Annotated in this window: 16 protein-coding genes; 7 read left to right on the forward strand and 9 right to left on the reverse strand. The window is 72.7% G+C overall.

Going from position 1 to position 17,563, the window contains the following annotated elements:
• Window positions 1-39 precede the first annotated feature (39 nt).
• The 3 genes from VGN18_RS20740 to VGN18_RS20750 all read right to left on the reverse strand — a co-directional run bounded on the left by VGN18_RS20740 (window position 40) and on the right by VGN18_RS20750 (window position 2,260).
• Window positions 40-840, reverse strand: a complete 801-nt coding sequence (locus tag VGN18_RS20740) for an SGNH/GDSL hydrolase family protein (protein ID WP_327541632.1) — start codon at window positions 838-840, stop codon at window positions 40-42.
• Window positions 841-1,001: 161 nt separating this feature from the next.
• Window positions 1,002-1,331 (reverse strand): GNAT family N-acetyltransferase, encoded by a 330-nt coding sequence (locus tag VGN18_RS20745; RefSeq protein ID WP_327541633.1) that lies wholly within the window; start codon window positions 1,329-1,331, stop codon window positions 1,002-1,004.
• 14 nt (window positions 1,332-1,345) lie between these two features.
• A complete protein-coding gene (locus VGN18_RS20750; RefSeq protein WP_327541634.1) occupies window positions 1,346-2,260 on the reverse strand; it encodes an RDD family protein in 915 nt (304 codons plus the stop codon).
• A gap of 46 nt (window positions 2,261-2,306) precedes the next feature.
• Between VGN18_RS20750 and VGN18_RS20755 the strand changes: the two genes are divergently transcribed.
• Window positions 2,307-3,305, forward strand: coding sequence for a stage II sporulation protein M (locus tag VGN18_RS20755; RefSeq protein WP_327541635.1), 999 nt, complete (start codon window positions 2,307-2,309; stop codon window positions 3,303-3,305).
• 3 nt (window positions 3,306-3,308) lie between these two features.
• Here the strand turns inward: VGN18_RS20755 and VGN18_RS20760 are convergent, their stop codons facing one another.
• The 5 genes from VGN18_RS20760 to VGN18_RS20780 are packed head-to-tail and all read right to left on the reverse strand — an operon-like array spanning window position 3,309 to window position 8,248.
• Window positions 3,309-4,592 (reverse strand): DUF58 domain-containing protein, encoded by a 1,284-nt coding sequence (locus VGN18_RS20760; RefSeq protein ID WP_327541636.1) that lies wholly within the window; start codon window positions 4,590-4,592, stop codon window positions 3,309-3,311.
• Complete coding sequence (locus tag VGN18_RS20765) at window positions 4,592-5,566, reverse strand: MoxR family ATPase (protein ID WP_327541637.1); 975 nt, start codon at window positions 5,564-5,566, stop codon at window positions 4,592-4,594. Before VGN18_RS20765 ends, VGN18_RS20760 begins: the two co-directional genes overlap by 1 nt.
• On the reverse strand, window positions 5,563-6,750 hold the full coding sequence (locus tag VGN18_RS20770; protein ID WP_327541638.1) for a DUF4350 domain-containing protein: 1,188 nt from the start codon (window positions 6,748-6,750) through the stop codon (window positions 5,563-5,565). Before VGN18_RS20770 ends, VGN18_RS20765 begins: the two co-directional genes overlap by 4 nt.
• Complete coding sequence (locus tag VGN18_RS20775) at window positions 6,747-7,403, reverse strand: DUF4129 domain-containing protein (protein ID WP_327541639.1); 657 nt, start codon at window positions 7,401-7,403, stop codon at window positions 6,747-6,749. Before VGN18_RS20775 ends, VGN18_RS20770 begins: the two co-directional genes overlap by 4 nt.
• Entirely contained in the window at window positions 7,397-8,248 is an 852-nt protein-coding gene (locus VGN18_RS20780; protein ID WP_327541640.1) for a hypothetical protein, read from the reverse strand. Before VGN18_RS20780 ends, VGN18_RS20775 begins: the two co-directional genes overlap by 7 nt.
• A gap of 122 nt (window positions 8,249-8,370) precedes the next feature.
• Here VGN18_RS20780 and mtrA point away from each other — a divergent pair, with 122 nt between their 5' ends.
• From mtrA to hpf, 5 genes are all read left to right on the forward strand, one after another.
• Window positions 8,371-9,060 (forward strand): MtrAB system response regulator MtrA, encoded by a 690-nt coding sequence (mtrA, locus tag VGN18_RS20785; protein ID WP_327541641.1) that lies wholly within the window; start codon window positions 8,371-8,373, stop codon window positions 9,058-9,060.
• Window positions 9,061-9,076: 16 nt separating this feature from the next.
• On the forward strand, window positions 9,077-10,654 hold the full coding sequence (gene mtrB / locus VGN18_RS20790) for an MtrAB system histidine kinase MtrB (protein ID WP_327541642.1): 1,578 nt from the start codon (window positions 9,077-9,079) through the stop codon (window positions 10,652-10,654).
• Window positions 10,651-12,405 (forward strand): LpqB family beta-propeller domain-containing protein, encoded by a 1,755-nt coding sequence (locus VGN18_RS20795; protein ID WP_327541643.1) that lies wholly within the window; start codon window positions 10,651-10,653, stop codon window positions 12,403-12,405. Before mtrB ends, VGN18_RS20795 begins: the two co-directional genes overlap by 4 nt.
• Window positions 12,406-12,528: 123 nt before the next feature.
• The gene (locus tag VGN18_RS20800) at window positions 12,529-13,221 is read left to right on the forward strand and encodes a ComF family protein (protein WP_327541644.1); all 693 of its coding nucleotides are present in this window, start codon (window positions 12,529-12,531) and stop codon (window positions 13,219-13,221) included.
• A gap of 113 nt (window positions 13,222-13,334) precedes the next feature.
• Entirely contained in the window at window positions 13,335-13,916 is a 582-nt protein-coding gene (gene hpf, locus VGN18_RS20805; RefSeq protein WP_327541650.1) for a ribosome hibernation-promoting factor, HPF/YfiA family, read from the forward strand.
• Window positions 13,917-13,925: 9 nt separating this feature from the next.
• On the opposite strand, the gene VGN18_RS20810 is transcribed toward hpf, so the two are convergent.
• Window positions 13,926-15,071: a GNAT family N-acetyltransferase gene (locus VGN18_RS20810; protein ID WP_327541645.1), complete on the reverse strand. Its 1,146-nt coding sequence runs from the start codon at window positions 15,069-15,071 to the stop codon at window positions 13,926-13,928.
• A gap of 94 nt (window positions 15,072-15,165) precedes the next feature.
• Here VGN18_RS20810 and secA point away from each other — a divergent pair.
• A partial coding sequence (secA, locus tag VGN18_RS20815) for a preprotein translocase subunit SecA (RefSeq protein WP_327541646.1) occupies window positions 15,166-17,563 on the forward strand: 2,398 nt, incomplete at its 3' end.

Raw genomic sequence — 17,563 nt, forward strand, 5'->3', positions numbered from 1 at the left:
CCCGGTCCCGCCGGAAGCCGGCGGCGCTCGTGCGGGTGGCTAGCCGGCCTGGGCCGTGAAGGCCGGCAGGTAGCCACCGGACTGGCCCGCGGCCGTCGGGTGATAGCTCTGCACGATGTTCGACCAGTCGACCGAGTGCAGCCACGACCCGCTGTCGCAGATCTCGTGACCGTTGGCGAACGCCGGGCGCACGTCGGCGAAGCGGAAGCCGTGCCGGCTCGCGGCCGACGAGATGACGGTGTCCAGGACGTCCGCCCCCTCGTTGATCTTGTTGCGATCGGTCGAGCTGAGCCCGATGCAGTACCAGAGGTCGTGATAGAAGCGCGGGTAGTCGACCACCACCACCTTCGCGTTCGGGGCGTGGCTGCGGACGTTGTTGTAGACGGTGTCGAGCAGTCCGGGCAGCTGGGTCTGCGCCTTCTGCTCGGCGGCGTTCACCTCGCTGACGCAGGTGCTCGTGCTGTAGAGGACGCAGTCCTCCATGACCGTCGAGAAGCCGATGTCGTTGCCGCCGATGGTGATGCTGACGAGCGTGGTCGACGACGACAGGGCCGACACCTGGTTGGCCGAGACGTCGGTCGTCTTGGCCCCCGAGCAGGCGACCGAGCGGTATGAGGCCGGCGCGTGCCCGTTGGCCCAGAGCTGCGAGGTGGCCAGGGTGCTGCGCAGGCAGCTGCCGCTCTCGGAGGTGTAGCTGCCCGACCCCACGCCGGAGGCGTAGGAGTCGCCGAGGGCGATGTAGTTGACGCTCGACGCCGCCAGCGCCGGTTGGGCACCGACGACGAAGGCCGTCACGCAACCGAGAACGGAGGCGACCAACGCGGTTCGTGGGATGGGCACGGGAAACCTCCGACGCTGGAGTGGGCTGGGTCACCCATGAGTACCAGCTGAGGCCCTCCCGCGCAGCAGGCAGTGCGGCCGTCGAGGTCGCAGGTAGTGGACAGGCACCGAGCGGACAGTGGTCAGACGCACCCGAGCACCGTCCAGGCCACGGGACGCCGTCAGCTGCGACTGTCGTCGGGACGCACGTCGTCGGCGTGTTCGGGGTCGACGAGGTCGGCGTACTCCTGATGGGTACGGATGAAGTGGGCGATGAAGGGGCACTGCGGGGTGACCAGCAGGCCCTGGCGCCGCGCGTCGTCGAGGGCGGCGTGGGCCAGCACCGAGCCGAGCCCGCGGCCGCCGAACCGGTCGTCGATCTCGGTGTGGGTGAAGACGAGGCGGTCGTCGAGGCGCCGGTAGGCCGCGAAGCCGGCGGTGTCGCCGTCGATCTGCACGTCGTAGCGGGAGCGATCGGGGTTGTCGGCCACGGTCGCGGACGGCTCGCTCATGGTTGGTGCTCCGTTCAGCTCGGGCGGGCGAAGGGGTTGTCCGGTTGCCCGTCGGCGGGCGGGGGTGCGTAGCCGACCGGCGGGTAGTGCGCGGGCGCGTACGGCGGCGCGGTGAAGTGCGGCGGCGGGGTGGACCGGGTGTTGAACAGCGGAGCGTGATCGGCGGTGGCCAGGCTGCGGCGGCGGCGCTCGGCGAGCACGCTCATCAGCAGCACCGGCGTGGGTGCGCCGGGCGGCGGAGGCGGTGACGTCACTGCCAGCACGTGATGGCGCAGCTGCTCGGCCAGCGCAGTGCGTGCGGGCGGGGTCATCGCGTGGGCCCGGCTGATGAACTGGCGCATGCTCAGCGCGAGCCGGTCGTCGAGCCGGTGCATCTCGAGCGACAGCACCCACGGCTGCAGTGGCACCGGCACCCAGGCCGGCGGGGTGCCCAGGGCCTGCGGGGCCGCGCGCTCGTTCAGGACCACCGTGCCGGCCATCATGTCGCCGATGCGTTTCTCGCGAGAACTCAGGCTGATCGTCAGCAGCCCGGCAACGGTCGTCAGCGGGAACGCGACGCCGGGCTTCTCGAGCAGCAGCCCGGCGAGGCCACGCACGAGGGCATGGCGGAAGCCGACCGGCCCGCCGTCGTCGCGCACCACGCGCAGCCCCATGCTGATCTTGCCGACGGTGCGGCCCTTCGTCAGCCACTCCATGACGATCGGGTAGCCGGCCAGGATCAGCACGACCTCGGTGATGACGACGGCCTGGATCGCGGCGAGGTCGGCCTGACCGACGAGGACGACGTCGAGCGTGGAGATCACCAGGAACGCGCCGAACTGGACGGCGAGGTCGATCAGGGCCGCGATGATGCGCGAGCCGACCCCGGCCGAGCGCAGCGTGAGCCGGACACCCTCGCCCGAGACGAGCGCGGCGGCATTCGGCTCCATGCGGGCACTCTAGATCGCGAGGCCGACACCTAGACTTCGCAGCACTGTGGACGTCGACTCCTTCATCGCCCGGCACGACGCCGAATGGCTTCGCCTCGAGCACCTGGCCGGCCGCCGCCGCCGCCTCGACGGTGCCGAGGCCGACGAGCTCGTCGCGCTGTACCGCCAGGTGGCCACGCACCTCGCGCTCGTGCAGACGCGCGCGCCCGAGCCGGCGCTCGCCGCCCGCCTGTCGCGCCTGCTCGCCCAGGGCCGCGCCGCCGCCGTCGGCCCGCCCCGGGTGCGCGGGTGGCAGGCGCTCGCCCGTGGCGTCCTCGTCGACTTCCCGGTGACGGTCTACCGCACCTGGCGGTGGTCGGTGGCGGTGGCGCTGGCGACGATCGGGGCGTCGACCGCGATGTGGCTCTGGCTGCGGGCGCACCCCGAGCGGATCAGCCGGGTGCTGCCCTCGAGCGAGGTGCGTCAACTCGTCGACCACGACTTCCGCAGCTACTACTCCGAGCACCCGGCGCAGTCGTTCGCCGCCCACGTCTGGACGAACAACGCGCTCGTGTCGGCCCTCGCGCTGTTCCTCGGCGTCACGCTGATCGGGACGCTCTACGTGCTGTGGAGCAACGCGGTCAACCTCGGCCTCGTCGGCGGCGTCATGATCGCGTCGGGCAAGGCGAGCGAGTTCTTCGGGCTGATCCTGCCGCACGGCATGCTCGAACTGTCGGGAGTCTTCGTGGCCGGTGGCATCGGGCTGCGCACCGGCTGGGCCTGGATAGCACCGGGCGCTCGGCCGCGCTCGGAGTCACTGGCCGAGGCCGGCCGCGCCGCCGGGGTCGTGGCGCTGGGGCTCGTCGGGGTGCTGCTGGTCTCCGGCGTCATCGAGGCGTTCGTGACGCCGTCGGGCCTCTCGACCGTTGCCCGCATCTCGATCGGTGCGCTCGCCGAGCTCGCGTTCCTCACCTACGTGATCGTGCTGGGCCGTCGCGGCGTGCGGGCCGGCGCGACCGGCGACATCGAGGCCGACGAGCGGGGCGACCTCGTCCCGGTGGCGTGAGGTCTACAGCTTCCCCGCGGCCTTGAGGTCGAGGTACGCGTCGGCGACGTGGGAGGCGAAGACGTCGGCCGGCGCGTCGACCACGTGCGCGCCGAGCTTGCCGAGCTGCTCGACGACCGACGCACGGCGGTGTCGGGCCAGCTCGGCGGCGGCGGCCAGGTAGACCTCGGCGTTGTCGGCCCGACCGGCCGCGAGCACGCCGAGCGAGGGGTCGGCCGCCGAAGCGACGATCACCTCGTGCCGCCCCGCGAGCACCCGTGCCGCCGGCAGCAGTCCGGTGTCGGCCGCGGTGTCGAGCGCACTGAACAGCACGACCAGCGACCGCTTGGACACCTGCCGCAGCACCTCGGCGGCGAGCAGCTGCGGATCGGTCTCGACCAGCGTCGGCTCGAGCGGGGCGAGCGCGCCGACGAGGCGGGGGAGCACGTCGCGGCCGGCGGCCAGGCCGAGCCGGGCGCGCACGCGGGTGTCGGCCGCGACGAGCGCGACGCGGTCGCCGGCCCGGGCGGCGAGCGCGCCGAGCAGCAGGCAGGCGTCGAGCGCGGCGTCGAGGCGCGGCTCGTTTCCGACCCGGGCGGCCGAGGCGCGACCCGTGTCGATCGCGAGCACGATGTGGCGGTCGCGCTCGGGGCGCCAGGTGCGCACCACGAGGTCGCGCGAGCGGGCCGTCGCCCGCCAGTCGATGGCCCGCACGTCGTCGCCGATGACGTAGCTGCGCAGCGAGTCGAACTCGGTGCCCTGACCGCGCTGGCGCACGAGCACCGCGCCGTCGATCTGGCGCAGCCGGGAGAGCTTCTCGGGCAGGAACCGGCGCGAGGAGAACGCGGGCAGCACCTGCAGCGTGCCGGGTGCGGCGAGCTGGCGCTGCCGGGCGGTGAGCCCGAGCGGGCCGAACGCGCGGATCGTCACGCGGCCGCTCGGCCGCTCGCCGCGGCGCGTCGGCACCAAGGTGGTGACCACCCGGCGCCGCTCTCCGGCCGGCACGGTCAGCGGCTGGCTGCGGGGCGTTGCGCCGGCCGACGGCGCCCACGCGTCGCGGACGACGGCGCGCAGCGTGCGGCGTCCCTCGTTGGCGACGGTGAGAACGGTCTCGCCCCGCTCGGTGAGCCGGACCGGGGCGCCCGGCTCGCGGGTCAGGCGGAGCGAGGCGATGCGCGCGGCCAGGGCGAGGTCGATCCCGGCGGCCAGCGCCAGCAGCGCGGCATAGACCAACAGGGCGGCCGCCGACCACGCCGCGAGCAGCACGCCGGCGGCCGCGAGCGCGACGAGGCGGCCGGAGAGCACCATCAGCGCGGGACCGGCACCGACGCCAGCACGGTCTCGAGCACGCCGTCGACCGTGATGCCCTCGAGCTCGGCCTCCGGCCGGAGGTGGATGCGGTGCCGGAACGTCGGCCGGGCCAGCGACTGCACGTCGTCGGGGGTGACGAAGTCGCGGCCCGACAGCCAGGCCCACGCGCGGGCCGTGGCCAGCAGCGCGGTCGCGCCACGGGGCGAGACGCCGAGCGCCGCGGCGGGCGCCTGCCGGGTGGCCCGGGCCAGTTCGACGATGTAGGCGAGGATCGCCGGGTCGATGCGTACGCGGCGCACCGCGGCCGAGGCGGCGGTCAGATCGCCGGCGCTCGAGACGGCCGAGATGCCGGCCGCGGCGAGGTCGCGCGGGTCGAAGCCGGCAGCGTGCGCGGCGAGCACCCGGATCTCGGTGTCGCGGTCGGGCAGCGGCATCGTCACCTTGAGCAGGAAGCGGTCGAGCTGGGCCTCGGGCAACGGGTAGGTGCCCTCGTACTCGACCGGGTTCTGCGTGGCGATGACGCAGAACGGGTCGGGCAGGCGGCGAGGCTGCCCGTCGACCGAGACCTGCCGCTCCTCCATCGCCTCCAGCAGGGCCGACTGGGTCTTCGGCGGCGTCCGGTTGATCTCGTCGGCGAGCAGCAGGTTGGTGAACACCGGCCCCTCCCGGAAGACGAAGTTGCTCGTGCCGGTGTCGTAGATCAGCGACCCGGTCACGTCGCCGGGCATCAGGTCGGCGGTGAACTGGATGCGCGTCGTCGTGAGGTCCAGCGCCTCGGCCAGCGAGCGGACGAGCAGCGTCTTCGCCACCCCCGGCACGCCCTCGATGAGGACGTGCCCGCGGCACAGCAGCCCGATGAGCAGACCCGTGACGGCAGCGTCCTGCCCGACGACGGCCTTGCCGACCTCGGCGCGGAGCCGGATGAGCCCGTCCCGCGGGTTGCTGGCGGGTTCCGCTGGAGCCTCGGTCACGGTGTGGCTTCCCCTCGATAGGTGGATCGGTCGGTGGTGCGCGGCTCCAGGGCGGCGACGGCGGCCTCGAAGGCGTCGAGGTCGCGGGCGAGCCGGACGAGCCTGGCGTCATCGACGGGGGGCGGGCCGGTGAGCAGCCCGGCGAGCTCGGCCGGCGCCCGCCCGACGAGCGGCGCCGCCGTGAGCGCGATCTGAGGGGGCGGGGACGTGCGGGGCAGGCCGAGCCGGGCGGCGACCCGCTCGCTCGCGGCCGCGCGCAGCGCGGCGGCGGCCCGGTCGCGGGCCCCGGCGCGCAGGTAGAGCCGACCGTGCCCCTCGACGACCTCGGCCGACCGGACGATCACCGGCAGCGCCTCGCCGATCACCGCGCCGAGCCGGCGCGCGCGCCACAGCACGACGAGCACGCCCAGCCCGATGAGCCACCAGAACGCGCGTTGCGCGCCCGCGGGGAAGAGGTCCCAGACCGAGGCGGCGCCCGGGCCGGCGGCGTCCGCCCCGGGCACGAGCCACACGACGCGGGTGACGCGACGGTCGGCGGTGACGGCGTTGATCGCGAGCGCGGCAACCCCGGTGCGGCCGAGCGTGCTGTTCTCGAGCACGCTCGTCGAGCCGAGCACGGTGAGCCGGTCGCCCACGACGTACCCGCCGCCGTAGCAGCGGACGAGGCGGCCCGCCGAGGTGTCGGAACGCTCGCGGTAGGCGACGCCGTCGTCGGGCGGCTCGATCAGGCCGGTCGCGATCGCGCCCGGGTCGTCGCAGTTCGGGTCAGGCTCGACCAGCGCGTTCGGGTCGGGTTCGAGGGCCGGCGCCACCGCGGCCGTGGCGCGGCGGCCCGGGCTCACGAGCACCAGCCGGGCCGGCGCTGCGGCGAGGTCGCGCAGCTGCGCGTCGGAGTAGTCGTCCGGAACGGTGACGACGACGGTCGCGTCGGACCCGGCGCGGAGCGCGGTGCCGATCGAGGCCGTCTCGGTGAGCGAGATGCCGTACCCGGCGAGGACGCGGTCGAGCGCCCGGCTGCCGTTCGGTTCGGTCGAGGCCGGGTCGAGGGGACGGCCCGGGGCGTGCGTGAACGGAACTACGACGAGGGCGGCGAGCACCAGCAGCGCGGCCAGCCCGACCCAGAGCCGCAGCCGGCGCCAGACCGGACGCACCAGCGGCGCGGCCTGGACGCTCGTCGGCGTCACCACGGCACCGCGATCCCGTCCGCCGCCGCGGCGCCCGCGACGATGCGGGCCGAGGCCGCACCGTCGGCGGCCGCCTGGCCGTGGGCGACGTCGGCGTCCGTGGCCGCGCGGCCACCGAACCAGATCTCGTCGAACGCGGTCGTCGCGGCGGCGAGCGCGTCGGCGGCCGCGGGCAGCGCCGGACCCGCCTCGCGGGCGGTGGCCGCGCCCGTGCGTCCCGGTCGCGGGGGCAGCACCCCGCGGTCCTCGATGGAGCGCACCGCGGCGCGCAGCCACTCGCGCAGCGCCTCGGCCCGGCGTCCCTCGGCGGCGTACTGCTGGGCGAGGCGGCGGTGGTCCCGGGCGGGCACCGGCGCGAGCGGGTCGTTCCCCGGAGCGCCGCGACCGACCGAGCCGTGGCGCGGCCGCCCGGCGCGCACCGCGAGCACGATCGCCACGACGAGCACGATCACCGCGAACACCAGCATCGCGTGGTCGGCCGAACTGGTGCCGCTGAAGAAGCGCCCGATCTTGTCGGTGAGCCAGTGCACCACGCGGGCCGCGTAGCCCTGCTCGCGGTGGTACTCGACGCGACGCAGCTCGGCCTGCGCCGCGCGCCGCGCGGCGTCGCCCCCGACCGGGTTGCCGCCGCCGGGTCCGGACGCGGTCACCACGCGCTGACCGGCCGGGTGTCCGGGGCCGGCAGGGCGTCGGCCGGCAGCGGCGGCAGGGTGAGGACGAGGTCCATCCCCTCGCGCCGCATGCGCAGGTCGAGGTAGAGCAGTACGTCGACCGCGGCGCTGATCGGCCCGGTGACCAGGGCCGCGATCAACCCGCCGGCCGCCGAGATCAGCACGAACACCTGCGGGCCGGACAGGCCGGTGGCCGTCAAATGGAACGGGTCGTTGCCGGTGACCGCGGCGGCCAGCGCGTCGAACGGCAGGGCCAGCAGGAAGCTGATGACCGACGTGACGATCAGGCCGAGCAGGCGCACCCAGAACGTCCGCCAGAAGTCGCCCTTCACCAGGGTGAGGCTGCGGCCCAACGCGCCGCGCAACCCGGTGCGTTCGGTGACCAGCGCCGGCGCGGCCACGGCCCAGACGCCCCACAGCCAGATGCCGCCGATGAGCAGCGCCACGAGGCCGATCTCCTCGACGAGCGCGACGACCACGGCGAGGCCGACGAGCGGCCAGACGGCGAATCCGACGCGGGCGACGCACTCGCCGGCCGTGAGGTGCCGGCCGAGGAACTCGTCGGCGAAGGCCGGGGTGAGGAAGCCGGTCAGCACGACGCCGAGCAGCAGGCTGAGGATCATGGAACCGAAGAAGGAGAGGGCGGCCGCGTCGTTGGAGTCGAAGGTCGCCAGTTCGAGCAGGGCGACGAGGCCGGTGCGCAGGACCGCATAGGGCAGCGCCACGACGAACGCAGTGCGGACGTTGCGGCGCACGCAGCGCACCGCGCCGTCGAGAATCTCCCCGGCCCCGAGCGGGCGCAGCGCGGCGACGGACACTTCGCTCATGCCTCGTCTCCTCCCGCCGGGTGGCGCTTGATCGTGTCATCCTCCCCACCCGGCTGAGCGGATGCCCTGTCCGGCGCGCGTACTTCCATGCCCTCGTCGCGTCGGGATGACACCATGGGCGCGTGAAACCTCGCGTACTCGTCGTCGACGACGATTCGGCACTCGCCGAGATGCTCGGCATCGTCCTGCGCACCGACGGCTTCGACCCGGCGTTCGTCGCCGACGGCTCCCGGGCGGTCAAGGCCTTCCGGGAGACGAAGCCCGACATCGTGCTCCTCGACCTGATGCTGCCGGGCATGTCCGGTATCGACGTGTGCCGCGCGATCCGGGCCGAGAGCGGCACGCCGATCATCATGCTCACCGCGAAGACCGACACCGTCGACGTCGTGCTCGGCCTCGAGTCCGGCGCCGACGACTACGTGCTCAAGCCCTTCAAGCCGAAGGAACTCGTCGCCCGCATGCGCGCGCGGCTGCGGCACCACGAGGACCTCTCCAGCGAGACGCTGTCGATCGGCCCGACCGACTCGCCGGTCGAGATCGACGTCCAGGCCCACCAGGTGAAGCGGGGCGGGGCGCCGCTCGCGCTCACCCCGCTCGAGTTCGACCTGCTCGTCGCGCTCGCCCGCAAGCCGCGCCAGGTCTTCACCCGCGAGGTGCTGCTCGAGCAGGTGTGGGGCTACCGGCACGCGGCCGACACCCGCCTGGTCAATGTGCACGTGCAGCGGCTGCGGGCCAAGGTCGAGCGTGATCCGGAGCGACCCGAGGTCGTGCTGACCGTCCGCGGGGTCGGCTACAAGGCCGGGCCTCCGTAGCCATGGGCGGCTAGTCATGGGCAACGCGCTCCGCGTCGTGCGCTCGGCGGCGGTGCGGGTGAACCGGGTATGGCGCCAGTCGCTGTCACTGCGCGTCGGGACGACCACGGTCGTCGTCACCGGCGTCATGGTGCTCCTGATCGGCATCTTCCTGGTCGACGAGGTGTCCGGCGGCCTGCTGCGCGCGAAGCGCAACGCCGCGATCAACCAGGCCACGAGCGGACTGCCGACGGCGCGCTCGGTGCTGCTCGGCGTCAACGCGGGCGTCTCGTCCGACGTCTCCGACGCCACCCAGCAGATCCTGACCAACCTCGGCACCGGCGGGTCGAGCGTCGGCCTGTTCACCATCGACCTGCAACCGCCGTCGGGCATCAACTTCGAGGGCGCGCCCCAGACGCCGACGTCCACGACGATCCCCGCGGCCCTGCGTCTCACCGTGCAGAACGGCAACGTCGCGTTGCAGTACGCGCCGGTGCTCGACCCGAGCACCGGCAAGTACGTGCCTGGCCTCATCGTCGGTGAGCCCGTCCCGGCCCAGAACGGGGTGTTCGAGCTCTACTACTCGTTCCCGCTGACCTCCGAGGCGCAGACGATCTCGCTGATCAAGCGCACCGTGCTGCTGGCCGGCTTCGCCCTGGTCGTGCTCGTGCTCGGCATCGCGCTGCTCGTCACCCGCCAGGTGGTGCGGCCGGTGCGGGTTGCCGCCGAGACCGCGGGACGGCTCGCGGCCGGCGACCTGTCCAAGCGGATCGAGATCGCCGGCAGCGACGACATCGGCCGGCTCGGGCGCGCGTTCAACGAGATGGCCGACAGCCTGCAGCGCCAGATCCGCCGCCTCGAGGATCTGTCCCGACTGCAACGGCGCTTCACCAGCGACGTGTCCCACGAGCTGCGCACGCCGCTCACCACCATCCGGATGGCCTCGGAGTTCCTCTACGCCAGCCGCGACGACTTCGCCCCCGAGCTGTCCCGCTCGGCCGAGCTGCTGCACGACGAGCTCGACCGCTTCGAGATGCTCCTCGGCGACCTGCTCGAGATCTCGCGCTACGACGCGGGCGTGGCCCGGCTGGAGTCCGAGCCGGTCGACATCCGGGCCGTGGTCGGCACGACCGTCGACGGCACCCGGATGCTCGCCGAGCGGCAGGGCAGCGACGTGGTCGTCGAGCAGCCGAAGCATCCGGTCACCGTCGACATCGACGCGCGGCGCGTCGAGCGCATCCTCCGTAACCTTCTCGGTAACGCCCTCGACCACGGAGAGGGGAAGCCGGTCGTGATCACCATCGGGTTCGACGACGACGCCGTCGCCGTGACCGTGCGCGATCACGGCGTGGGGCTGCGACCCGGCGAGGCCGGCCTCGTCTTCAACCGCTTCTGGCGCGGCGATCCGTCGCGCAGCCGGCTGACCGGCGGCACCGGGCTCGGGCTGGCGATCTCGCTCGAGGACGCCCGGCTGCACGACGGCTGGCTGCAGGCGTGGGGCGAGCGCGGCCGCGGCGCGCAGTTCCGGTTGACGCTGCCGCGGCACGCCGGACACACGCTGATGCATTCGCCGCTGCCGCTGGATCCGGACGAGACCGAGGAGGACGACGAGTGACGCCCGCCCGTCCACGTCTGCTGGTCCTGGCCGTCGCGGTCGCGACCGCGCTGACGGGGTGCACGAGCATCCCGGGTTCGTCCGCACCCGAGACGATCAAGCCGGTCGAGCTGGGCAACGGGGGCGCCCCGTCGATCACCCCACCGCCGAACGACGTGCAGCCGCGCGACCTCGTGCTCGCGTTCCTCGCCGCCAGCGCGTCCGCGGCTGCGGGCTCGGCCCAGCCCCGGGCGTTCCTCGCCGGCGACGCGCGGGTCAAGTGGACCCCGATGTCGAAGGTGACGATCCTCGACGGCGGCACCGAGTCGGTCAGCACCTATCAGGCCGACCGGTCAGAGGTCGTGGTGCGCGGGCGGGCGGTCGGCACGCTGAACAACGCGGGGGTCTACACCCCGAACCCGCAGGGCAGCAGCCCGGCCGGTCCCTACACCTACCACCTGGTCAAGGTGCGCGGTCAGTACCGCATCGACGGCCTCAGCGGCGGTCTCGTGCTCACGACCGACGAGTTCCAGCAGGCCTTCAAGCAGCGCAGCCTGTACTTCTACGACCTCGCCGGCAAGTACCTCGTCCCCGACCAGCGCTGGACCGCCGACTCCGGTCTGCCGCTGGAACGCTGGCTGCTGAACCAGCTCGCCAACGGCCCGCGCCCGGAGCTGCAGAACGCCGTGAACAGCGACACCCTGCCGAACCAGCAGGTGCCGTCCCGCCTGACGGTGACCTCGGGCGCGGTGACGAGGGTGGAGATCCCCGGCTCGTCCCAGCTCGACAGCGAGGCGCGCTACCGTCTCGCCGCGCAGGTGGCTCAGACGTTCGAGGGCGTGTCCGCCGGCCTGACGCTGGAGATCACCGACGGCGGCGACGCCGTGCCCATCACGAGCAACGCCACCCAGTTCACCGGCTCGCAGTTCGTCGACGCCCTCGGCCCGACGCCGCCGGCCCCCGACGTCTACTTCCTGCGCGGCGGCCGGATCTACGGCGAGAACAACGAGCCGCTCGCGGGCGCGGTCAACTCCTCCGGTCCGTTGCTCACCGCGATCGCGATGCGCCAGCCCTCGCCGTCGGCCGCGCTCGCCATCGCCGGCCTCACCGGCACCGGCTCGTCGCGACGGCTCTACATCGGCTCACAGTTCGGTGGGCTGGCGCGGACCTCCGTCCACGGGACGCTCTCGCGCCCGGCGTGGGCGCCCGGACTCGGCGAGGTGTGGGTCGGCCAGGGCCGCGGGTTGATGCGCGTGCCCGTCGAGGCCAACGGTCGCGCCGCCGCGCCGATCCCGGTCGCGCTTCCCGCGGTGGCCGGGGCGACCAGGATCGTCGCGTTGCGGTTCAGCCCGGAAGGTACCCGGTTGGCCCTCGTCATCGCGACCGCCACCGGGACGCAGCAGTTGTACCTGGGGGCGATCGTGCGCAGCGCCGGTCAGGTGCGGGTCGACACCCTCACCACGCCGCCGCTCAGCCCACCCGGCGTCATCATCTCCGACGTCGCGTGGCCGCAGGCGATGAAGCTGTTCGCGATCGGCTACAACGCCTCCAACTTCGACTCGCGCATCTTCGAGACCGACGTCGACGGCGCGGCGTTCAACGCGCGGCCCATCGGGCTGCTGCCCTTGGCCCCGGACAGCGTGACGGCGGCGCCGGGTCGGCCGGCCTGGGTCTCGGCCGACGGGGCCGTGTGGGAGCAGAGCGGCAGCTCGTGGCAGAGCCCGGACGGCACCGGCCAGCGCAACGGCGGCATGCCCATCTACCTCGAGTAGCGCAGCTAGCACATCGGGAGCCCGTCCGGCCGCGATCCACAGAGGCGGGGCGGAAGCGGACAGTTGTCCACAGGGGCGGCTTCGCGCGGTGCGGGGGACGCCGCGGGCGGCCAGGCTGAGCCGGTGGTTGCCTTCCTTCACGACCTGCTCGACGAGTTGCTCGACCTCGTGCTGCCGCGGCGCTGCGCCGGGTGTGGCCTCGCGGCGACGGCGTGGTGCCCGGCCTGCCTCGGTGCCGCCGAACCGTTCCTGGTGCCCGGGGTCGGGCTGCCGGTGTTCGCCGCGCTCGCCTACGAGGGTCCGGCCCGCGAGGCGTTGATCCACTACAAGGAGCGGGGCCGGCGCGACCTCGCCGCGCCGCTCGGGGCGCTGCTGGCCGCGGCGGTCGGGGCGGCGGTCCGGCCCGGGCCCGGGCGCATCGTGCTGGTTCCGGTGCCCTCGTCGCGCGTGGCCGCCGCGGTGCGAGGCGGCGACCACCTGGCCCGGTTGTCGGCGCGGGCCGGCTCGCGGGCCGGCCTGCACCGGGCCCGCGGGGCCCTCACCCTGCAGCGGGCGGTGCGCGACTCGGCCGGCCTCGGGGTCTCGGCCCGGGCCGAGAACCTGGCCGGGGCGATGCGGGCCGCTCCGCCCCGGCCCGGTCGGGCCGCCGTGCTCGTCGACGACATCGTCACGACGGGCGCGACTCTGCGGGAGGGTCGACGGGCCCTGCTGGCGGCCGGCTGGCCCGTCGTCGGCGCGGCTGTCGTGGCCGCGACACCGCGGCGGGTCGGAGGGCCCATTGGCAGCGCACACCTGACCGGTCTAGCGTGGGCATGACCTAACCGGAGTAGGCGAATCTCGGCCCCGCACACGAGAACCCCCCGACCTACCGTGTGCCGCCGAGTCGCCGCGAGCATGGTGGAGGTCGTATGGAAACTGTCGCGGGAAACATGGAGATCGTCGTTCGTGGCCGCAATGTCGTGGTTCCAGATCACTATCGGCAGCACGTAGCCGAGAAGCTCGGGAAACTCGAGCGCTACGACCACAAGATCCACCGAACCGACGTGGAACTCCAACACGAGAAGAACCCGCGACAGAACGGCAGCTGTCAGCACGTGGAGATCACGTGCCGCACCCGCGGGCCGGTCGTGCGCAGTGAAGCCTGCGCCGAGGACTTCTACAAGGCTCTCGACATCGCCGCCGACCGGCTCGAACGCCGCTTCCGTCAGGCGGCCGACCGACGGCGCATCCACCATGGTCGGCGCACGCCGCGCTCGGTCGCCGAGGCCACCGCGGAACTGCCGACCGATCTCGCCGCCGACGTGAGCGAGGACGAACCGCTCGAGGGTCCCGGTCGCGTGGTGCGCGAGAAGGACCACGACGCCGAGCCCATGTCGGTCGACCAGGCCCTGTTCGAGATGGAACTGGTCGGGCACGACTTCTACCTGTTCAAGGACATCGAGACGGGACGGGCCAGCGTCGTCTACCGTCGCCACGCCTACGACTACGGGCTCATCCGCCTGTCGGCGTGACCTCCCCGCTCAACCCGCGTCGCGCTGCACGTGGCGCGGGTTGAGCGCGGCAAAGCGCGCCTCGTCGGTGAACGTGCCGTCGGGGTTGCGCATCCGCGTCGCCCGCACGCCGTCGCGCTCGAACCCGGCGGCCAGCGCCGCTTTCTGCGAGGCGATGTTGCCGACCTTCGCCCCGAGTTCGAGTCGGGCGAAGTCGGCCTCGCCGAAGGCCCAGGCGGTGAGCAGTCGCAGGGCCCGAGCGGTGTAGCCGCGACCGCGGAACGCCGGGTGCACCGCGTAGCCGATGCCGCCGATCTGGGGCGGCCCGGCCGGCCGGATGCTGATCATGCCGGCGTAGCGCCCGGTCTCGACGTCGACGATCGCGCAGCGCATCACCTGGCCGGTGAGCCACTGCAGCGCGGCCCCCGCGCACAGCCGCCGGTGTTCCAGCGCCGTTCGCGGCTCGGCGGTGAACTCCCAGCTCCGGGTGACCGGGTCGGCCTCCTGCTCGCCCAGGCCGGCTTCGTCGCCCGGCGCCATCACCCGCAGCAGCACGATGCCGTCGGACAGCCCGCCGCCCGGCAGGTCGACGGCCGCCCGTGGGGTCGGGGCCCCGCTGTCGGACGGCAGCCGGGCGAACAGCGCCGAATCGGCCGGATCGCCGTCTCGCATCGGGTGGTGGCCGTGCAGGACCGCCTCGAAGCGGAACCCGGCGTTGAGGGCGGTCTTCGCCGAGGCGAGGTTGCGCACGGCGCAGAACAGCTCGACCCGGCTCACGCCATGGGCGAAGGCCCAGTCGGTCAGCGCCCGGGTGACCTCGGCGGCGTACCCCTGACCCTGATACGCCCGGCCGACCCAGTAGCCGACCTCGGCCTCGAGCCGGCGCGGCCGGGGCAGCCGGAGCGCCGCCGACGCCACGAGCTGCCCGCTCACCGTCTCCACGACCGCGCACTCCAGACCGGTGCCGGCGCTGCGCGTCTCGCCCCCGATCGCGGTGACGAACCCGATCGCGTCGTCGAGGGTGTAGGGGTCCGGCAGCGCCAGGAACTCGCCGAGGTCGGCGCCCCGCATGATCTCGGCGACCGCCTCGGCGTCGTCGCGACGCCAGGGTCGCAGCGTCAGCCGTGGCGTCGTCAACACCAGCTCGTCCAGTTCCACATCCGCGAAGACACCCATGATCGAAGGCTCCCAGACGGCTCGCGGCGCCGGAATCGGTTATCGGAGCTGACCATGGAGTGAGGGGCGCCACCCGCCCCGTACCATGGCCGTCGTGGTTCTAGCCAAGCTCTTGCGCGCCGGTGAAGGCAAACAGGTCCGTCGGTTGTCGGCGATCGCCGATCACATCGAGACCCTCGAGGACGATTACGTCGACCTCACCGATGCCGAACTCCGCGCGCTCACCGACACCTTCCGGGAGCGCCTCGCCGACGACGAGACGCTCGACGACCTGCTGCCGGAGGCGTTCGCGCTCGTCCGCGAGGCGGCCCGGCGGACGCTGGGACAGTTCCACTACAAGGTCCAGCTCATGGGCGGTGCCGCGCTGCACCTCGGCAACATCGCCGAGATGAAGACCGGTGAGGGCAAGACCCTGGTCTCCACGCTGCCGGTGTACCTCAACGCGCTCGCCGGCGACGGCGTGCACGTCGTCACCACCAACGACTACCTGGTCGCCCGCGACGGCGACTGGATGGGCCGCGTCCACCGCTTCCTCGGCCTCACCGTCGGCAAGATCCTCAACGACCTGCCGCCGGAGAAGCGCCGCGCCGCGTACCAGTGCGACATCACCTACGGCACGAACAACGAGTTCGGCTTCGACTACCTGCGCGACAACATGGCGTGGTCGCTCGACGACCTCGTCCAGCGCGGGCACAACTTCGCCGTCGTCGACGAGGTCGACTCCATCCTGATCGACGAGGCCCGAACCCCGCTCATCATCAGCGGCCCGGCCGAGGAGAACCAGCGCTGGTACCTCGAGTTCGCCCGCATCGCGCCGCGGATGAAGAAGGACGTCCACTACGAGGTCGAAGAGGGCAAACGCACCGTCGCCGTCACCGAGGAAGGCGTCGCCTTCGTCGAGGACCAGCTCGGCATCGACAACCTCTACGAGGCGGCGAACACCCCGCTCGTCGGCTACCTGAACAACTCGCTCAAGGCCCAGGAGATCTTCAAGCGCGACCGCGACTACATCGTCAACAACGGTGAGGTCATGATCGTCGACGAGTTCACCGGCCGCGTGCTGCAGGGGCGCCGCTACAACGAGGGCATGCACCAGGCGATCGAGGCCAAGGAAGGCGTGCAGATCCAGCAGGAGAACCAGACGCTGGCCACGATCACCCTGCAGAACTACTTCCGCCTCTACACCAAGCTCTCCGGCATGACCGGTACGGCCCAGACCGAGGCCGCCGAGCTGCACCAGATCTACAAGCTCGGCGTGGTGCCGATCCCGACCAACAAGCCGATGGTCCGCGCCGACGAGACCGACCTCATCTACAAGAGCGAGGACGCGAAGTTCGCGGCCGTCATCGACGACATCGCCGAGCGGCACGAGGCCGGCCAGCCGGTGCTCGTCGGCACGGCCAGCGTGTCGAAGTCCGAGCGGCTGGCCTCGCTCCTGCTGCGCAAGGGCATCCCGCACGAGGTCCTCAATGCCAAGCAGCACGCGCGTGAGGCCGCGATCATCGCCAACGCCGGGCGCAAGGGCGCGGTCACGATCGCCACCAACATGGCCGGCCGCGGCACCGACATCATGCTCGGCGGCAACCCCGAGTTCTCGGCCGACGCGTTGCTGCGCGAGCAGGGCCTCAGCCCGGCCGACACCCCGGAGGAGTACGAGGCCGCCTGGCCCGACACCCTCGAGAAGATGAAGACGGAAGTCGCGCTGGAACACAACGAGGTCGTCGAGCTCGGCGGTCTCTACGTCCTCGGCACCGAGCGGCACGAGTCCCGCCGGATCGACAACCAGCTGCGTGGTCGCGCCGGCCGCCAGGGTGACCCCGGCCTGTCGCGGTTCTACCTCTCGCTCGGCGACGACCTGATGGTCCGCTTCAACGGCGAGCGCGTCGCCGCCATGATGAACCTGCTCCGCCTGCCCGAGGACGTCCCGATCGAGGCCAAGATGGTCTCGAAGGCGATCCAGTCGGCGCAGACGCAGATGGAGCAGCAGAACTTCGAGATCCGCAAGAACGTCCTCAAGTACGACGAGGTCATGAACAAGCAGCGCACCGTCGTCTACGACGAGCGCCGCCGCGTCCTCGAGGGCGAGGACATGTCCGACCAGATGCGGCCGATGATCGACGAGGTCGTCACCAGCTACGTCAACGGCGCGACCTCGTCCGGCTACCCGGAGGAGTGGGATCTCGAGCAGCTCTGGACGGCGTTGCGCACGCTCTACCCGATCTCGCTGACCATCGAGGAGGCGATCGAGCAGGCGGGCGGCGAGAAGGCCGACCTGACGCGCGAGTTCCTCGTCGAGGAGATCGTCGCCGACGCGCAGGCCGCCTACGACCAGCGCGAGGAGGACCTCGGTGCGGAGGTGCTGCGCGAGCTCGAGCGCCGGGTGCTGATGTCGGTGCTCGACCGCAAGTGGCGTGAGCACCTGTACGAGATGGACTACCTGCAGGAGGGCATCGGCCTGCGCGCGATGGCCCAGCGCGACCCGCTGGTCGAGT

The organism is Jatrophihabitans sp. (genome assembly GCF_036000465.1).
In the GTDB taxonomy this organism is placed as follows: domain Bacteria; phylum Actinomycetota; class Actinomycetes; order Mycobacteriales; family Jatrophihabitantaceae; genus Jatrophihabitans.